This window comes from Streptomyces carpinensis (genome assembly GCF_002154505.1).
Classification (GTDB): Bacteria; Actinomycetota; Actinomycetes; order Streptomycetales; family Streptomycetaceae; genus Streptomyces; species Streptomyces carpinensis.
On record NZ_MUBM01000016.1, the window covers coordinates 45,814 to 62,854 of the forward strand.

15 protein-coding genes are annotated in these 17,041 nt (G+C 69.1%); 10 read left to right on the top strand and 5 right to left on the bottom strand.

All coding sequences use genetic code 11. The features are described 5' to 3' along the window. The first annotated feature begins 143 nt into the window (after positions 1 to 143). The 3 genes from BZY54_RS02750 (at position 144) to BZY54_RS02760 (ending at position 1,445) form a co-directional block, all read left to right on the top strand. Positions 144 to 473, top strand: a complete 330-nt coding sequence (locus BZY54_RS02750) for a WD40/YVTN/BNR-like repeat-containing protein (protein ID WP_208640523.1) — start codon at positions 144 to 146, stop codon at positions 471 to 473. 64 nt (positions 474 to 537) lie between these two features. Continuing rightward, entirely contained in the window at positions 538 to 831 is a 294-nt protein-coding gene (locus tag BZY54_RS02755) for a hypothetical protein (RefSeq protein WP_086722784.1), read from the top strand. Positions 832 to 1,190: 359 nt separating this feature from the next. Continuing rightward, positions 1,191 to 1,445, top strand: coding sequence for a hypothetical protein (locus BZY54_RS02760; protein WP_086722786.1), 255 nt, complete (start codon positions 1,191 to 1,193; stop codon positions 1,443 to 1,445). 185 nt (positions 1,446 to 1,630) lie between these two features. Here the strand turns inward: BZY54_RS02760 and BZY54_RS02765 are convergent, their stop codons facing one another. Genes BZY54_RS02765 through BZY54_RS02775 form a run of 3 tightly spaced genes read right to left on the bottom strand, consistent with a single transcriptional unit; the run spans position 1,631 to position 5,453 of the window. Further along, positions 1,631 to 2,992, bottom strand: a complete 1,362-nt coding sequence (locus BZY54_RS02765; protein WP_086722788.1) for an MFS transporter — start codon at positions 2,990 to 2,992, stop codon at positions 1,631 to 1,633. Further along, positions 2,989 to 4,629 carry an acetate--CoA ligase gene (locus BZY54_RS02770; RefSeq protein WP_086722790.1) on the bottom strand — a complete coding sequence of 547 codons (1,641 nt, stop codon included), beginning with the start codon at positions 4,627 to 4,629 and terminating at the stop codon, positions 2,989 to 2,991. Before BZY54_RS02770 ends, BZY54_RS02765 begins: the two co-directional genes overlap by 4 nt. A gap of 32 nt (positions 4,630 to 4,661) precedes the next feature. Further along, the gene (locus tag BZY54_RS02775) at positions 4,662 to 5,453 is read right to left on the bottom strand and encodes an enoyl-CoA hydratase/isomerase family protein (RefSeq protein WP_086722792.1); all 792 of its coding nucleotides are present in this window, start codon (positions 5,451 to 5,453) and stop codon (positions 4,662 to 4,664) included. 182 nt (positions 5,454 to 5,635) lie between these two features. On the opposite strand from BZY54_RS02775, the gene BZY54_RS54635 reads away from it, so the two are divergent. The 5 genes from BZY54_RS54635 (at position 5,636) to BZY54_RS02800 (ending at position 9,572) form a co-directional block, all read left to right on the top strand. Continuing rightward, the gene (locus BZY54_RS54635) at positions 5,636 to 5,875 is read left to right on the top strand and encodes a LysR family transcriptional regulator (protein WP_279634633.1); all 240 of its coding nucleotides are present in this window, start codon (positions 5,636 to 5,638) and stop codon (positions 5,873 to 5,875) included. Positions 5,876 to 5,878: 3 nt separating this feature from the next. Then, positions 5,879 to 6,565 carry a LysR family substrate-binding domain-containing protein gene (locus BZY54_RS02780; RefSeq protein WP_279634634.1) on the top strand — a complete coding sequence of 229 codons (687 nt, stop codon included), beginning with the start codon at positions 5,879 to 5,881 and terminating at the stop codon, positions 6,563 to 6,565. Positions 6,566 to 7,070: 505 nt separating this feature from the next. Continuing rightward, positions 7,071 to 7,469: a CGNR zinc finger domain-containing protein gene (locus BZY54_RS02790; protein WP_086722793.1), complete on the top strand. Its 399-nt coding sequence runs from the start codon at positions 7,071 to 7,073 to the stop codon at positions 7,467 to 7,469. 230 nt (positions 7,470 to 7,699) lie between these two features. After that, the gene (locus BZY54_RS02795) at positions 7,700 to 8,695 is read left to right on the top strand and encodes a D-cysteine desulfhydrase family protein (RefSeq protein ID WP_208640529.1); all 996 of its coding nucleotides are present in this window, start codon (positions 7,700 to 7,702) and stop codon (positions 8,693 to 8,695) included. Positions 8,696 to 8,831: 136 nt separating this feature from the next. Further along, positions 8,832 to 9,572, top strand: a complete 741-nt coding sequence (locus BZY54_RS02800) for a VOC family protein (protein WP_086722797.1) — start codon at positions 8,832 to 8,834, stop codon at positions 9,570 to 9,572. A 120-nt stretch (positions 9,573 to 9,692) separates the two neighbouring features. Here the strand turns inward: BZY54_RS02800 and BZY54_RS02805 are convergent, their stop codons facing one another. Both BZY54_RS02805 and BZY54_RS02810 read right to left on the bottom strand, forming a co-directional pair. After that, positions 9,693 to 11,519, bottom strand: a complete 1,827-nt coding sequence (locus BZY54_RS02805) for a CocE/NonD family hydrolase (RefSeq protein ID WP_086722799.1) — start codon at positions 11,517 to 11,519, stop codon at positions 9,693 to 9,695. Positions 11,520 to 11,710: 191 nt separating this feature from the next. Continuing rightward, entirely contained in the window at positions 11,711 to 15,691 is a 3,981-nt protein-coding gene (locus BZY54_RS02810; protein WP_244216921.1) for a carboxypeptidase regulatory-like domain-containing protein, read from the bottom strand. Between BZY54_RS02810 and BZY54_RS52725 the strand changes: the two genes are divergently transcribed. Then, on the top strand, positions 15,669 to 15,914 hold the full coding sequence (locus tag BZY54_RS52725; RefSeq protein ID WP_244216922.1) for a hypothetical protein: 246 nt from the start codon (positions 15,669 to 15,671) through the stop codon (positions 15,912 to 15,914). The genes BZY54_RS02810 and BZY54_RS52725 overlap by 23 nt on opposite strands. Positions 15,915 to 16,723: 809 nt before the next feature. Beyond that, a complete protein-coding gene (locus tag BZY54_RS02815) occupies positions 16,724 to 16,984 on the top strand; it encodes a hypothetical protein (protein ID WP_208640524.1) in 261 nt (86 codons plus the stop codon). Positions 16,985 to 17,041: the final 57 nt, after the last annotated feature.

Sequence of the window (17,041 nt, forward strand, 5' to 3'; positions counted from 1 at the left end):
CGGGCCTCCACGGGGGCGGGAACGAGCTGGGTCGGCACGACGACCGACCGGGATGCGACGGGGCGGCGCCGAGCGCGGCGGATCAGGAAGGTGATGGCGGCGGCCGCGGTGAGGGCGCCGTCAGCTCCAAGGACCCGGATCTGGTGTTGGCGACCACCGAGGCCGGCGTCGCCCGGAGCACCGACGGCGGCAAGACATTCGGCAAGGGATCCGGCCAGATCCTGGCCTTCCTCTCCTGGCCCAAGACCGACGCTCTGAACGGCGTCGACCTCTCAGGCGGCCTGCACCGCAGCGTCGACGGCGGTGCCACATGGCAGAAGACCGGCACGGTCCCGGGCGGCCAACCGGCGGCCCTGACCGCCCTCGACACCGGCCACGTCCTGGCCGCTACCAAGGACGGCGTGTACGAATCCCGCGACGGCGGCAAGACCTTCGTCAAGCGGCTGTCCATATCCGCAGGCGAAGGTCACTGAACCCGACGCCGTCGCAGGCTTAGTACAGCGAAGCGACCACGGCGAAGCCCTGCCCTGGGGCGGGATGCCAGGGCCAACGCTCGGCGTCACCTTCGCCGTCCGCGACGGCGCGGCGGCCTCGGGCACAGTCCTGGCCCTGCTGTACCTCTTTCCTCTGCTCAGCCACGTCGTGACCGACCCGTGGCTGCAGCGTCAGCTGGCCCGCATCGGCCCTATGCCCGCGGGCCTGGCGATCCAGACGACGACCGAACTCAGCCAGCTGCCTATCGGCCCGTGGACGGGGCTGGGCGTACTGGCGTTGTGGGCAGCCACCGCACTGCTGCTGGGCGGTGCGGTGCTGCGACAACGGGATGCCTGATGAAAGTGTTCAGGTCTTGGAGGCGAGGAGCAGGACCTCCTGGAACCGCCGCCTGTCGGGGGCGGCTCACGGATCACGGGGCGACCTTGGCCAATCCCAGGTCGCGGCGAGGTCTTCGGGCGACCACCGGTAGGCCGTCACCACTGTAGGGTTCCAAAAGCCTCGCGACTGCACTGCCCTGGCTTCCATCGACTGTAGGAACTACGTCAGGCGACGTTGTGATACCCGTGGATGAGCCCGCCGAGCACGCCGAGCACGTCGTCACGCTGGATCCGCTGCGCGGGAAACGGGATGACGCCGGGGTCGTCAGCAGGGGCTCGAAGCTGCAGGGTCGGTGGGGCCGCCCAGAGTTGTAGCGCTTGATCGGCCACCGGATCGCCCTCGTGACGTACCGGGTCTTCGAGGATGTACTCGCGCTACAGGTCATGACGTCGGCCGACGGCACCCGCTCGCAGGTTCCGCGGCTGCTGCACGAGTACCGAGCGGGCCGCCTCAATCTGGCTGACCTCGTGACCCGGACCTACCGCCTCGAGGACATCGACGAAGCCTATGACGACATGCTCGAAGGCCGAGTCATTCGTGGGCTGATCGTGTACGACGAAAGCGACTACTGAGCCGCTGAGCGATGACGACGACAAGGGCGACGGCTTCGGCACCATGGGGGAGGCACACCAGGTGCGCGGTCGCCGAATTACCGCCATTATCAGCTTCTTCGGGCTCACTCGCACAAGCCGAGAATGGGTGCGTCGGCCCGCGGATGAAGTGCGGGCCGACGCTCCGGTTGTCGGGAAGAGGGCTGTCAGCTCTCCAGCACCGTTGTGCGGGCCAGTGGCAGGTGTGCGGTCTCTCGGAAGGAGAAGTGGACGACCAGGCTTGAGACGACGGCCAAGCCCATCAGGTAAAAGCCCGGGGCGAGCGGGGTGCCGGTAAGAGTGACCAGCCCAGTTGCCACGAACGGGGCGGTGCCGCCGAAAAGTACGTAGGCGGCGGTGTAGCCCAGCGCGGAACCGCTCGCGCGCAGTTGGCCCGGGAACATCTCGACCATGGCCGGTACGTTCGACGTGCCGATCACCGCGACGAGTACCGCCAGGACCGCCGTTCCCACCAGCGCTCCTGCCAGGGATGTTCCGATCAGCCAGAAGGCGGGCAAGGTGATCACCGCGAAGCCCGCGCACGCCGTGAATAGCATCGGCCGGCGCCCGTAGCGGTCGCTGGCCGCGGCCATCAGCGGGCAGGCGGCGCTGTAGGCGAGCATGGCTACGCACCCCGTCAGCATGGCCTGCGACTTGCTGTAGCCCACCTCTTCCGACATGTATGCGATCAGGTAGCTGCTCATCAGGTAGTAGCCGACGGCGTTGGTGATGCTGTATCCGAACAGCGTGAGCACCTGGCGGCGGCATACCCGCCACGCGTCGCGGATCGGCGCATGGCGTACCGCCTCGCGCCGTTCCATGGACCGGAAGACCGGGGTGTCTTCGATTCGGCTGCGGAGATACAAGCCGATCAGGCCGAGCGGGCCGGCCAGCAGGAAGGGTATGCGCCAGCCCCAGCTGCGCAGGGAGGCTTCATCCAAGGAGGTGGTGATGAGCAGGCCAGTGAGGGAGCCTGCCACCGACGCCAGGCCGACGGTGATGGCGACGACGCTGGCAAAGCGGGCGCGGCGCCCTTCGGGAGCGTACTCCATGATGAACGCTGAGGCGCCGGTGTACTCGCCGCCTGTGGAGAACCCTTGGACGGCCCGCAGCAGGAAGAGCAGCACGGGCGCGGTGATGCCGATGACCGAGTAGCTGGGCAGCAGCCCGATCAGGAGCGTCGAGCCGCTCATGCACAGCACGCTGAGCGCGAGCATCCGGTTGCGGCCGATGCGGTCACCGTAGCGGCCGAAGAACACCGCGCCCAGCGGGCGTGCGACGAAGCCGCCCGCGAAGATGGCCCAGGTCGCCAGCAGGGCTGCGGTGGTGTCGTACTGGGGGAAGAACAGGCTCGCGAGGGTGGCCGACATGACGGCGTAGGCGCCCGAGTCGAACCATTCGACGAAGTTGCCGATCGCGGTGGCCGCGGCTACCTTTCGGCGGATCGCGGGTGCTTCGGCCGGGGCAGGTTCAGGGACGGTGGTGCCGTCCGCGGTTATGGGCGCGCTGCTGGGGCGGTGGCTCGTCATCTCGGTCCGTCCTTCCGGCTCGGTGTCCCTGTTACAGGGCGGGGGGCGGGTGTGCTGAGGTCACGGGCGCGGAGGGCGGCGCGCTGGATCTTTCCGGTGGCCGAGCGGGGTAGTTCGTCGATGAACTCGATCAGTCGCGGATAGGCGAAGCGGGAGTGGGACCTGCGGGTGTGGTCGGAGATTTCGCGGGCCAGTTCCTGGGAGGGCTGGTGGCCGGGTGCGAGTTCGATCCATGCCTTGACCGCCTGGCCGCGGACTGGGTCGGGGACGCCCACGACACCGGCGTCGGCGACGGCGGGATGTTCGCGCAGGACGGCCTCCACTTCGTACGGACCGACACGGTACCCGGAGGTCTTGATCACGTCGTCGGTGCGGCCCAGGAACCAGAAGTATCCGTCCTCGTCGCGCACCGCCTGGTCCTTGGTGTGGTACCAGGTGCCGCCGAACGTCTCGGCGGACGCTTCAGGGCGCTGCCAGTAGCCGAGGGGGAACTGCGGGTTGGAGCCCGCCCGCAGGCAGATCTCGCCCGGCTCTCCCACCGGGACCTCATGTCCGTCATCGTCCAGGAGTGCGACGTCCCAGCCGGGCAGGGGGCGGCCCATGGAGCCGGGCTTGACGGGCACGCCTGGGTAGTTCCCGAGCAGCGGATAGGACTCGGTGGAGCCGTAGTAGTCGAGCAGGGTGACACCGAACTGGTCGCGGAACCAGTCGATGAGATCGGGGGTGAGCGGCTCGTTGGAGCAGCAGACCACTCGCAAGGCCTGCGGGTACCGGGTGCCCGCGTCCGGTATCTCTTCGCGCATTTTGCGCAGGAATGTGGGGTTGACCAGGGCTGTGGTGACCTGGTTGCGGGCCATGCTGGCCAGCAGGCCGGCCGGGTCGAATCCGCCGGCCGGGCGGTAGACCAGGTGCACGGCGCCCGCTCTCAGCGGGCCCATCAGCTTGGCCATCGACCAGGCCCAGTCGCCCGCTCCGTAGAACACGTCCCCGGGCCGTAGGTCGTGGCAGTAGCGGAACTCGTTGTGCCCCAGGAGGGTGCGGTGGGCGTGGACGATGCCCTTGGCCGCGCCGGTGGTACCGGAGGTGTAGAAGATCAGCGCCGGGTCGTCGGCCGCGGTATCGGCCGTGGTGAACTCGGGTGGGTGGGTCATGATCGCCGGATCGTCCACGTCGACGACGGTGCCGTCGAAGCCGTTCGCGCGGTGCAGCGCCCCGGACTCTGTGACGAGCACTGTGGCGCCGGAGTCGGCGAGCCGGTAGCGGATCGGCTCGTCGGCCCACAGCAGGGACATCGTCACCAGGATCGCGCCGGTGCGCAGCACGCCCAGGTAGGTGGCCGGGGTGTCGGGGCGCTGCGGCAGCAGTACCGCCACTCGGTCGCCCTTGCGAACTCCGAGGGCGTGCAGGTGGGCGGCGATTTGTCGGGAGCGGTCCTGGATCTGCTGCCAGTGGACCTCCTCCCGGTGGCCGGTATGGTCCTCGAAGATCAGTGCCAGCCGGTCGCCCGGGTGTCGGTCGGCGACGTCGGCGGCCATGTTGTACGTCTTTGGGACGCTCCAGTGATGGCCTTCGACGAGACGCGGGTAGGCGGTCTCGCCGTCGTGGACGGGATCGGCGGTGGTGACGCCGGTGGACATGGCAGCAACTCCTTGAAGAGGTAAGGGCGGACTCAGCGGTGACGGCTGGAGAGGAAGCGGGCCATCTCGCGCTGCGGCTCTCCGGTGGCGTAGGCGGCCGCGTGCACTTTCTTGGCCGCGTCGATCGCTTCGTCGAGTCCGGCGTCGTCCAGCTCGCGCAGCCGGCCCTTGGTTAGTGCGAGGGCACCAGGCGGCAGCTGTGCCAGCCGCGCGGCCTCTGCCCGTGCCTCCTCCTTGACCCGGTCTTCGTCCACCAGACGGGTCAGCAGCCCGAGTCGCAGCGCCTCCTCGCCGTGGACCAGCCGGCCGGTGAGCGCGAACTCGGTCGTCTTGGCGCGGCCGAGGATGCCGCGCATGGCCCAGATGCCGGTGATGCTGGGAATGCCGGAGAGCACTTCGGGCTGGCCCATCCGCACCCCCGCGTGTCCGACGCGCAGGTCGGCGAGGAGGGCGAACTGGAATCCGGAGCCGGCCGCGACACCGTTGACGGCGGCGATTACCGGCTTGTCCAGGCCGCGCACGGCCCGGAACAGCTGTCCGAAGTCGTTGATCCACTCTTCGGCCGCGGCGTGGTCGTCGGGGTCAATGGCGGCGGTCTCCGCGAGGTCCTGCCCAGCACAGAACGCCCGTCCGGCACCGGTCAGGACGACGGCCCGGCATTGGTTGTCATCGCCCGCGGCGTCGAGCGCGGCCACCAACTCCGAGCGCATGGAGGCAGTCCATGCGTTGAGCTTGTCGGGGCGGTTGAGAGTCACTTCGAGGACATATGCCTCGCTCTCGCCGGCGGTGACGGGGTAGCGAGTGACGGTGATGGATCCGGGCATGGCGCGGTTCCTTTCCTCGGACGGGGCGGCCGGGACGCATAGGGCGGCGTCAGGACCGAGCAGAAGGGCGGGGGAACGTCCTGTGGCGAAACCCCCGTGGGCAGACATGCAAACAGCCACCCATGTGATGGGGCTAACACCATTCGGGACTGCCGGTGATATCGCAGCGATATGGTGCGCCGATGGAGCTTCGCCACCTGCGTTACTTCGCCGTACTCGCCGAGGAGCTGCACTTCGGCCGGGCCGCCGAGCGCCTGCACATGGCTCAGCCCCCGCTGTCCCAGCGCATCCGCGACCTGGAACGCGAACTGGGCGTACGACTCTTCGACCGAACCCGGCCTCGGATCCAGCTGACCGAGGCAGGCGCGCTGCTGCTGGAACACGTGCGCCCCGTCCTGGCTGGTGTCGACACCGCCCGTTAAGCGATGCGCAGGCTGCGGCCCGGGGAGGCGGGTGCTTTGCGCGTCGGCGTACCGCCGGACACCAAACCTTCCGTGCTGTGCACGCTCACCGAGAGCTTCTCCCGACGCGTCCCCGACGTCCTGATCGACCTGCACGAACTGACCACCGACGAGCAGCTGGTACGGCTGCGGGAGGGTGAACTGGATGCGGGGGTGGTCCGCCATCCCGCGGACACGGTCGGACTGGACTCCGGCCCACTGGCCCGGCGGGACCTGGGAGTGGTGCTCCATGAGGATCATCCCTGCGCCGAGGGCGACGCACCGGTCCGACTGCGGGACCTCGACGGGGCATCCCTGGTGATCTTCCCGCGGATGATGGCGCCACGGCTGTACGACCACATGCTGCTGGCATGCCGGGACGGGGGCTTCCTGCCTGGCGCCATTCGGCACGCCCGCAACCCCGACTTCGTGCACGGGCTGGTGCTCGCGGGCCGAGGCGTGCACCTGAACGAGGCCCCAACCACACCACTCGTCTCCGGCCTGGTATGGCGCCCCCTCGAAGGCGCGCCCCTGGCCTGGCTGACGTCAGTGGTCTGGGTCCCCACCCGGCACAATGAGGCCATCGCGGCCTTCACCGACGCGGTAGGTGAAGGTCTAGTTGAGGCGGGACACCACCTGGCCGATGGAACCGACGGGGACAAGGCGTCCTGACCGGGAAGCTCGCGGTGCAGGTGCCAGTCGGGTTCGGCGGCTGGTCGCCGACGTACGGGTCCCACGCCGTGTGGCAGTTGATCCCGGCGGGGCTGCTGGTGATGGTTCCGCGGCGCCAGCCGTCGCCGACTTACGCGGACAGTTGAGCGGTGGACTGAACCTGAGCTGGGGCGACGAAGCCGATCGCGGCGGCCATTGCGAGTGCGGTGACGACTCCACCTCGCGTCAGGGGCCGATTCCCTTCTCCTGGGACGCTTCTCGACTCCAACCACCCCTGCGACTAGGCTATTTGTCCCGCCGGGGGCCTGGTACGGGAGCGGTGGTGCGCCGGGGATCCCGTCGTTTAGGTCAGCAAGACCTCGAGGAGCCGCCGGGAGTGAGGTCAAGTTCCGGACCGGCGGCATGTCCGGCGCCGCCGTCAACGTAGGCGTTCGAGAGTTCGCCGTCCCGGCCAGGCTGCCGAACCGCGCCACCTTCACCGCACGACGCCGCGGCCGCTCGCGAGATGCGGGACGCCCTGGTGACCGTGCTGCTCGCCCACTCCGGCGACGAGCCCAGCCTCGGCGCGCCACTGGAGGCCGCCGAGCAGCACCTGCGCCGCGTCGGACGGCTCTACCCCCTCGTCACCGTCGTGACCGCCGAAGGCGCCCGCCTGTCATGCGAGCAGACCGGGGTCGCCCGCGCGTTCGCCGGTGTGCTCGCCGCAGTCACGACCTTCGCCCAGCGTGGCGACTGGGGACGCGTCAAGGCCTGCCGTAACCCTCCTTGCCACTTCGGCTTCTTCGACCGCACCCGCAACGGTGGCGCCCTGTACTGCAGCCCCAGCTGCGGCTCCGCCGTGTCCATGCGCCAGTACCGGGAGCGCAAGCGGCGGCGGGAGTCCGCGGCAACCGACGACAGCTGACACGCGGCGGCCGCAGAGTGGTACCCAGCTTGGAGTTGCGTCCTGCGGACCGCCGACCGCACCGCGGTGGCGCATACGGGTCAGCCGCTCTCCGCGCCGTACAGCCGGTCGTCGTCTCTCCGCGGGCATCCAGCCAGTCGTCGTGCGAGGCTGTCAAGGCCAAGCAGGCCCTCGACCATCGCCAGGGAACGTCCAGGAACACCTACACACAAGGGAATTTAGTGACCACCATCGCTCCCCGTCGTATCAGCCTGGGCACCTTTCCCACCCCGGTCGAACCACTCCCCCGCCTGGCCGCCGCCGTCGGCCTGCAGCCCGATGATCTATGGATCAAACGTGACGACCTGACCGGGCTCGGTGGCGGCGGCAACAAGATCCGCAAGCTCGAATGGACCGTTGGGGCCGCGCTCGCCGAGGGGGCCGACACCCTGGTGACCACCGGCGCCCCGCAGAGCAACCACGCCCGCCTGACGGCGGCGGCAGCCGCCCGATCGGGCCTGGACGCCGTACTGGTCTTCCCGGCATTCCCTGGGACGTCACACTCGGGCAACCTGGTGCTGGACGGTCTTATGGGTGCGCACGTCGTCTGGGCAGGCAATGTCGACGCCTCCCACCTGGCCCGGGAAGCCGCAGCCGTTACCGAGCAGCTTCGGCGTCAAGGCAAGCGGCCGGCCCTCATTCCTTTCGGAGGATCGAGCACGCTCGCGGCCCGCGGATACCTCCGCTGTGCGGAGGAGCTCAAGGCTCAGGTTCCCCACCTGCGACACACCGTGGTGGCGCTCGGGTCCGGCGGCACCATGGCCGGTCTCGTGGCAGGGCTCGGAGCGCATCGCGTTCTCGGGGTGGACACGGGTGCCCTCGCCGAGGTCGCGGCCGCGGTGCGCGAATTCGCCGCCCCGCTCTCGCCGACCTCGGCCACGGACCTCACCGCCGACATGCTCAGAATCTGTCACGACCACATCGGCGAGGGGTACGGGGCGTTCACCGATGAGGTGGCTGCCGCCTTGTCTCTGGCGGCGCGCACGGAAGGTCTCATCCTCGATCCCACCTACACGGGCCGAGCCATGGCGGGGCTCGTCTCCGCAGTCCGCAGTGCGGACATCAAGCCCGGCGAGAAGACGGTGTTCATCCACACCGGCGGACTCCCGGGACTCTTCGGTCATCCAGATGCCGTGAGGTTCGCAGAGGAACGAGTCACCGCCCATCAGCGACCCGCCAGTCCTTGACCGGCGTCGCCGACGCGCAGGGTGCAAGCGCGAGCGACGGCGAGGTCGGAAAAGGGTCACTGGGTTGCTGATTGTGCTCTGTTCGGCGATGGTGCCTGCGGATGTCCTTGCGGAGCGGGCGCATAGGATCGCCGGCATGGCGGTGCGACCTGTTCAGGTGAACATAAAGGCACTTGACGCCCCGGCGGTCGGCCGGTTCTGGGCGGAGGCGCTCGGCTGGAGTGCTTACAGCCCCGGCGTGACCACCTACGTGGGACCCGTCGGCGGCCTCGTCTGGCCGGACCCGGTCGCCGTCTGCGTCGACGTCGTTCCCGTCCCGGAACCCAAGACAACGACGAAGAACCGTGTGCACCTCGATCTCGCCACCACCTCCGGGGCCCATCAGACGGAGTTGGTCGCGCGCCTTGAGGCTCTCGGTGCGACGCCCGCCCAGGTGGGCCAGAGCCAGGTGCCGTGGACGGTCCTCGCCGACCCGGAGGGCAACGAGTTCTGCGTGCTGGAGCCTCGGGAGATCTACCGGGACACCGGGCCGATCGCCGCGGTGGTGGTCGACTGTGCGGATCCGCGGGCCATGGCCCGGTTCTGGGGTGAGGCGATGGACTGGACCCTGCACGGGGTGACCGACGATCACGCGGTGTTGCGCTCCGCCAAGGGTGTAGGCCCGTATCTCGAGTTCCTCCGCACGCCCGGTATGAAGACCGTGCCGGACCGCGTCCATCTCGACCTGCTGCCGTACCCCGGTGACGACAAGGTGGCGGAGGTGGCCCGGCTGCGGGCCCTCGGCGCCACAGACCTCGACCTCGGCCAGGGCGATGTCCCGTGGACGTGCCTGGCCGACCCGGAGGGCCACGAGTTCTGTGTCCTCTCCCCGTCCTGACGCAAAGCCTGACGACACCCAGCACGGTGAGAGGTTCCCGTCATGAACTTGATCACCGTCGCCACGCGACACACCACGCCACCCGGCACCCGCACAGGCGGGTGCCGGGCAGCCGCTGGGTCATCCGTTCTTCGAGATGCCCAGCCGGAAGGCGGGGGTGCCGACGTTGTTCAGTGTGGTGGTGTTCGCTCTCACGTACGTGTCCAGGTACGGCGAGCGGTCACCTTGGGTCGGCGAGTCGAACCGCGGGTCCTGCACGTCCAGGGCGAGCCGCGCGTCGGAGACCGTGATCGTCTCGCCCGAGGGAACGCTCCGCCAGCCGTTCGAGGTGATGGTTCCGATCTGGACCCCCAGCCGGTGCCCTTGCTCGAAGGTCCAGTCCGTCGCCTTCAGGGCGAAGGAGGTTGATCCGCTGCTTTCCAGCAGTGCGACGTTCTCGTCGAACATCGTCGCCTTGCCGTCCGGAGCGACGTCCCACAGCCGTGCCCAGACGTTGCCCTGGCCCCCGGTCTTCAGCGTGATCTCCGGGCTGCCCGTGATCCGCACCTGCTCAGCGGCGGCCGTGGACCAGGTCCAGTAACTGTTGGCGGGTGTGTCGGCGCTGAGCGCACTCGTCTGGTCGGTCGTCAGCGAGCCGATCTCCGGTGCGTACTCGATGTCCCGGCCCTGGGACTGCGGCGCCGTCATCGACAGGGCGGCCTTCTGCGCCTTGCCGCCGTCGTCGACGTACTGCCCGGGCGACAGCCGCACCTTGTACGAGTCGTCGGTCACCGGCCAGGTCGGCTGGGCGCGCCAGTGGCCGAGGCTGTCCTCGACGGAGAACGCCGGGTCGGTCACCGACGGTTCGATGCCGCGGAGGTACTGGTCGTAGAACCGCATCACCTCGTCGAACCAGCCCGCCCGACCCATCTTGAGCCGGCCCGCGGCATTGGTCTCGTTACCGCGCACGTGTTCCCACTGACCGATCCACCCGCGTTCCGGACCCTGGTGGTTGGCCAGGTACTTCTGCATCTCCTCGGGCTTGGTGTTGTCCTCGATGAATCCCGACGTGACGAACAGCGGCGTCTGGGATCCGGCGGCGCGGGAGGCGAAATCGCGGGCACGCCAGAACGGCGACTTCGGGTCGGGATTCTGGGTGTTGGTGAGGTTGTCACTCTCGCACTGAGGGTGGTTCTTCTCGTACCCCGCGTTCGCCTTGTAGTGGTCGCTGTCGTCGGCCAGCGGCGTCATCGTCGCGATCGAATAGTAACTCCGCGGCGTGCTGGTCACGTTGGAACGCGGCACCCCGTTGCTGTACAGGTAGTTGTACCTGTTCCAGGTCGGTTCTTGGGAAACGATCGCCCGCAGCGGCTTGAGCTTGAGGGTGTTGGCCGCCAGCCCGGTGTTGGCGTCGTACGACTTGCCGTACATGCCGACCTTGCCGGTCGACCACGGCCGGCTCGCTGCCCACTCGACAGCCGCCTTGATGTCGGCCTGCTCCCCCGGGCCGAGGAAGTCCAGGCACCCGGTGCTGCCGCCGAAGCCGCGCAGGTCGACCATCACGAAGGTGTATCCGCGCTCCATGAGCCGCGCGCCGTCGACGAAATCCTGGAAGCGCGCCGACGGCCCGACCCGGTCCCACCCCGCGGGAGCAGTCTCCCCCGCGTGGGAGAAGTACGGGCCCACCGACAGGATCACCGGTGTCTTCGCATCCGCCGGCAGGTCTGCCGGGCGCAGCACGTCGGCGTGCAGCTCGACTCCGCTGCCGTCCGAGGACGGGAAGTACGCCTGCGTCCACGCGGCCCCCTCGGGGACCCGTGGATTCTCCTCATGGGTGATCGGTGCGTCGGTTGCCGCGGGCGCCGGAGCGACCTGTGCCGCCGCGGGCGAACCGCCCGCGGTGAGGCTGGTGATGATGGCCAGGGCACCGGCCGCGGCGGGCGACACCACCCTCCTTCGAAGGTTCATCCATCCTCCACCTAACTCCGGACGACGTCGTCTGGTCGGCCATGAAGACTATCGATCTCTTCTAAACATGTACATGACATACACTACATCGCGGTAAATCCGCCGAACCGCACGAGCGGGGCCACCCGCCGGGTGCGGCGCACGGGCCGGTCTCCCGGGGGACCGGCCCGTGCTGTTTCAGAGGGACAGGGTCACGAGCTCTTCTTCAGCGTGAAGTCGCCCGTCGTCGTCCCTCCCTTCTTGAGCTTCACCGTGGTGGTCACCGGCTTGTAGCCGTCCTTGGACACGATCACGGTGACCGGGTTGAGGCGGGTGTCGAGCCACAGGGCGTAGGTGCCGTCCTTGGCCGTCCGCAGGGTGTAGCTCGTCGTCGCGGCGTTGATCTGGACGGTCGCTCCGGCCAGTGGAGCGGTGCCGCCCTTGCCGTCCTCGCCGAGCACGGTGCCGGCGTACTTGCCCCAGTCCTTCGGCGGGTTGACGTGCATCTTCACGTCGACGCTGCCGCCGGAGTACGGGGTGTCGGTCTGGACGGTCAGTGCCGCGGTGTAGTCGCCGGGCTGGGTGACCTCGTCGACCGTGGCGTCCAGGCTGACGGTGATCGTGGTGCTCTGTCCGGGCTGGAGCGTCACCTTCTGCTCGGAGGTGGACAGCCAGGTGACGTCCGAGGAACCGCTCTGGTCATAGCCGGGCAGCACCTCGACGGTGGCCACCGGCGGCGTCAGGCTGCCGCCGGGGTTGCCGCCGACCTTGTAGAAGCCGGGGGCGCTGCCGCTGCGGTAGACGGAGTTGTTGGCGTTGGGCAGGGCGGTCCAGTCGCCGGTGCCCGGGTCGAAGGCGAAGCCCTGGTTGGTGATGGCGGAGCTGTTGTTGGTGACACCGGACGAGACCAGCAGCAGGCCGTTGGCCGCGGTGTACGCCGAGCCCCAGAGGTCGACGGGCAGGTCGGCCACGGCCGACCACTCGTCGGCTGCCGGGTCGTAGACGTAGGCGTGCTTCACCGAGCCCGAGGCGTTGCTGCCGCCGGCGCAGTAGAGCTTGCCGTCGATGCCTCCACAGGCCTCCCAGGAGATCGACTCCGGGTAGGAGGCGATCTGCGACCAGCTGTCGGACGCGGGGTCGTAGACGGTGACGTCCGTGGTCCCGCAGGCGCTGGCGGTGCAGCCGCCGACGACGTACAGCTTGCCGCCGAGCACCGCGCTGCCCGAACCGGCGTACGGCTTGGGCGAGGAGGCCTTGGTGGACCAGCTGTTCGAGGCCGGGTCGTAGACCTCCAGCTTGGCGTCCGGGTTGCCGCTGGCGCCCCAGCCGCCGACGGCGTACAGCTTGCCGCCGATGAAGCCATGGGCCGGGTTGCCCTCACGCGTGTCGGCCGCGGAGGCCAGCTTGGACCAGGTGCCGCTGTCGGGGTCGTAGGCGTACAGCGCGTTGGTGTCCCCGCTGCCGGTGTAGCCGAACGCGGAGTAGACCTTGCCGCCGTCGACGGCGACCGCGTTGTCCTGCAGCGTCGTCGGCAGGTTCGCCACCGGCTCCCAGGCGTCGCCGGCCGCGTTGGCCACGGCCGCGGGCTCCTTCTTGCCGCCGTCCTTCTTGGCCACGGAGAGCGGGGAGTAGTCGCCCTTCACCAGGTTGAGCGGGGCGCCGCCCTTGGACTGCATCGTGAAGCCACCCGGCTGCTCACCCAGGGTGAGGCTGGCGGGCGCCCCGCCGGTGTTCTTCACCGTCAGGTCCTGGGTGGTCTTCGTGCCCCACCCGACCGTCTTGTCGACCGAGCCGGGGGTGAACGCCAGCTTGCCGGCCTTCAGGCTGAAGGTCGCCTTGGTGGTGCTGTCCGCCGCCACGTCCACCGTCTTGTCCTGGTCGCCGTACTTCGCCTTGGAGGCGGTGTAGGTGTGGCTGCCCGTCTTGGTGGTGAACATCCAGTAGAAGCCGCCGCCGAGCGCCGGGTCGTCCGGGGTGGCGGTCGTGGTGGCCTTGTCCTGCGCGGCGTCGGCGTTGACGACGGTGGCGCCGACGACACCCTCGCCGGTGTTGGCGTCGGTCACGGTACCGGCGACGAGCCCACCGCTGACGGGCTCGTAGGTCCGCTTGCCGACGAACACGTTGTCGAGCTCCCACCAGTAGCCCCACGTGGCCGTGAAGTGGAACCGCAGCTGCACGTCGGACTTCCCGGCGTAGGCCGTCAGCGGAACCTCGACGTGGGCCGGGCCGGTGAGCGTGGTGGTGCGGTTCCAGACGTTCGTCCAGGTGGCACCGCCGTCGGTGGTGACGTCGATGTTGCCCGCCTGGCCGCTGTAGCTCTTGTAGTCGGTGTCGAACGAGAGCTGGGGGCTGGTGTTGCCGCTCAGGTCGAACACGGGGCTGATCAGCGAGCTGTCCTGCTTCTTGCCGCTGCCGTAGTGGTCACTGTCGGCCATGGCGAAGCCGCCGGAGCCACCCGTCTTGTTACCCCGCTTGCCGGAGTCGTCGAAGGCCCAGCCGCCGGTGGTGCCGTCGGCGTTGACGACGGACCAGCCCTCGGGGGCGCCGGCGGTCGAGTCGAAGGGCTCGGTCGGGCCGGCCAGCTTGACCTCGTAACCGGCGGCCGTGGCCGCCTGGGCGTCCACCTCGGCCGATACGTTCACGGTCTGTGCCGCATCGCCCACGGTCACCTGCTTGGTGACGGCCTTGTAGCCGGGGTACACGGCGGTGAAGTGCAGGGTGTAGTCCGCACCCTCAGGCAGGTCGACGCTGTAGTCGCCGCTGTAGGGGTCGGTGAAGACCGGGGCACCGGGCATGCCGTCGACGGAGACCTTCGCGTAGAGCGGCCAGCCGTGGCCGGAGCCGTCGGTCATCTTGCCCTTGACGGTCTGACGGGGCACTGCGGCGAGCGCGAAGTCGGCCTTGACGGTGCCGTCCTCGACGACGGTGACCGCGTTGGTCGTCTGGGACTTGTATCCGTAGGCGGACGCGGTCACGTCGTAGGTTCCGGGCGGCACGGTCAGGCTGTAGTGGCCCTGGGCGTCGGTGGTCGCCCGGTAGTCACCGGCCGTGATGGAGGCGCCGGCCAGTGCCTTCCCGGAGGTGTCGGTCACGCTGCCGGAGACCTCACCGTGCGGGCCGCTGCGGAAGGCAGCGGTGCCGTTGGGCGTTCCCAGGCCGGTCGGCCCGTCGTAGCCGGGTCCGGCGTTGCACAGGTAGGCCGGGGTGCAACTGCCGTTGGTGCCCTGTGTCACGTCATTGAGCGCGGACGGGTTCGCGTACGGGTACGCGTTCGGGTAGCTGCCCGCGGCGGGGGTGCCGGCGACGGCGTACACGCCAGCGATGATCGGCGACGAGGCGCTGGTGCCGCCGTACACGGCCCAGCCGGAGCCGCCGTAGGTCTGGTACACCGAGACGCCGGTGACCGGATCGGCGACCGCGGCGACGTCGGCGACGGACCGCATGTCGCAGCCGGTGTCGGTCTGGAAGGCCGGCTTGGGCTCGTACAGCGAGCAGCCCGAGCCCGGGCCGCCGTAACTGTTGTGCCACACCGACTCCGACCAGCCGCGGCTGGTGGTGGTGTCCCGCTTCAGGGCGGTGCCGCCGACCGAGGTCACATACTGCGAGGCGGCCGGGTAGGACACGCCGTAGTCGTCGTCGCCCGAGGAGGCGACCATCGCCACGCCCGGGTGGTTGTAGTGGGCGTCGAAATCCGTGGTCTCGGACGGGTCCTCACCACTGCCCGGCGAGGAGTCGTAGCCGGTGCCGTAGGAGTTGGACACGTACTTGGCACCCTGCGCGACGGCCTGGTCGACCGCCGCACCCATGTCCGCGAAGCTGGCGCTGTCGGCCTCGACCAGCAGGATGTTGGCGTTGGGCGCCGCCGCGGAGACCATGTCGAGGTCGAGCGAGATCTCGCCCGCCCAACCGGTGTTCGGGGAGGGGTAGTTGGTGCCACCGCGCTGGTCGATCTTCTTGAAGCAGCCGTTGTCGGTGGTGCAGGCGGGCAGACCGAACTGCTGGCGGTAGACGGCCAGGTCGGCCTCGGCGGTCGGGTCGTCGTAGGCGTCGACGATGGCGATCGTCTGGCCCGCGCCGCCGTTCGCCGGCAGGTTGTATGCACTCTGCAGGTCAGACGCGCCGAAGCCGTTCGGGGTATCGGCCGCCGGCTGCACGCCCTTGATGCCCTTGATGTCGGTGCGGCGCAGCGCCAAGCATCTGACCTCGCCCTTCTTGGGCGTGCTGCAGACCTGCTCCGTCCCGGGATGCGTCGCGGTGGTGGCGGCGCGCGAAACGGTTGCCGCAGCGCCGGTGGAGGCCGTGGCGGCGGGTAAGCCCACCACCATGGCGGCGACGGCGGCTGCGGTTAAAGCGGCCAGGCGCGCGGAGGTTTTCCGCGCGCCTGGTCTGATGTGCCTCGAAGTGCGCATTGTTTGACTCCCATGCTGTTGAGCTGGGGCCGACCTGCGCTGGTTCAAGGTCGACTGCGGACGGAGTTTGTCCGCTGAGATAACAAACGCCTATCATCATGCTCCCGACAAGGAGGGATGGATGGCGGAAACATGACATGTCATGAACCCGCCATACTGCGGATGATCCACAGCAGCCACCAGCCCGGGTCGGTCCGACAGCCCTCGCGCACGTTGTGCACAAACGGACTCCGTCCAAGGCGGACGGCCAGCTCCGTTGGCTCCCCTGCCGATACGCCGCAACACCCTGGAATCGTTCAGGCCATAGACGTCAGCGGCCCGCCCCCGCGCGATCAACTTCATGCAGGCAGTCCGTCCTGACGGCATACCAGCCGACAACAGGGCGAACGGTGCATTAGCACGGATGTGACGCCCGTCGGTCACCGACAGGCGGGGCAAGACGCATCTGCTCCCCTTCAGGGACAAAGTGCCCGGGCGGTTACGACCTGGTCCGCGAGTGATGGCGACCCGCAACGGGGTGCGGCCGCATGCGGTTGGTCGGGCATGCGCGACAACCCGGTGCAGCGGGAGGAGCTGGTGTCCGGCGCGGAGCCGGTGGCCACCTGCCGCCTCCCCGGCGACCGACGTCAGGACCACGCGAGAGCGGACCGCCCCCGGCGCCGATCACCGCGACAGTCCGAAGAGGGGGCTGCCGTCGATCGACCTGACCGCCGCGCCGGAAGGCCACCGCCCATGGAGGACGAAGTACGCAGGACACACGAGACGCGGAGATCGCGCGAGTGTGAAAAGGAAGCACGCACAGAACGGAGCACGATCATGGAGACCTTCACCCCAGCAGCCGATCAAGCGTGGGATCCAGCCCCGGCGTGCGACTCCCCACTGTCGCCACCCCGACCCGCCGACCGCATCGCCTGCCGCGTCGAACCCCGCGACCTACGGCGCCTCAACCTGTACGCCGTTCTGACGGCGGCCGGGATCGCCCCCTACCCAGGCGACCGGGAAGCCATCGAAGAACTCAGCGCACTGCCCGACAACGTGCACCAAGCCCTCCACCACTGGCTCACCTCCGGCAGATGACACACCGGCACCGCGCCTCCTGCCGGCCGCGGCCGGACCGTGACCCACATCGGGGCG

What these genes read in the sequence shown, in the direction of transcription:
- BZY54_RS02755 (WP_086722784.1), top strand. Translation starts at nt 538, where the DNA reads ATGCCAGGGCCAACGCTCGGCGTCACCTTCGCCGTCCGCGACGGCGCG.
- BZY54_RS02765 (WP_086722788.1), bottom strand. Translation starts at nt 2,992, where the DNA reads ATGACGAGCCACCGCCCCAGCAGCGCGCCCATAACCGCGGACGGCACC.
- BZY54_RS02770 (WP_086722790.1), bottom strand. Translation starts at nt 4,629, where the DNA reads ATGTCCACCGGCGTCACCACCGCCGATCCCGTCCACGACGGCGAGACC.
- BZY54_RS02775 (WP_086722792.1), bottom strand. Translation starts at nt 5,453, where the DNA reads ATGCCCGGATCCATCACCGTCACTCGCTACCCCGTCACCGCCGGCGAG.
- BZY54_RS54635 (WP_279634633.1), top strand. Translation starts at nt 5,636, where the DNA reads ATGGAGCTTCGCCACCTGCGTTACTTCGCCGTACTCGCCGAGGAGCTG.
- BZY54_RS02780 (WP_279634634.1), top strand. Translation starts at nt 5,879, where the DNA reads ATGCGCAGGCTGCGGCCCGGGGAGGCGGGTGCTTTGCGCGTCGGCGTA.
- BZY54_RS02790 (WP_086722793.1), top strand. Translation starts at nt 7,071, where the DNA reads ATGCGGGACGCCCTGGTGACCGTGCTGCTCGCCCACTCCGGCGACGAG.
- BZY54_RS02800 (WP_086722797.1), top strand. Translation starts at nt 8,832, where the DNA reads ATGGCGGTGCGACCTGTTCAGGTGAACATAAAGGCACTTGACGCCCCG.
- BZY54_RS02805 (WP_086722799.1), bottom strand. Translation starts at nt 11,519, where the DNA reads ATGAACCTTCGAAGGAGGGTGGTGTCGCCCGCCGCGGCCGGTGCCCTG.
- BZY54_RS52725 (WP_244216922.1), top strand. Translation starts at nt 15,669, where the DNA reads ATGTCGGTGCGGCGCAGCGCCAAGCATCTGACCTCGCCCTTCTTGGGC.
- BZY54_RS02815 (WP_208640524.1), top strand. Translation starts at nt 16,724, where the DNA reads ATGGAGACCTTCACCCCAGCAGCCGATCAAGCGTGGGATCCAGCCCCG.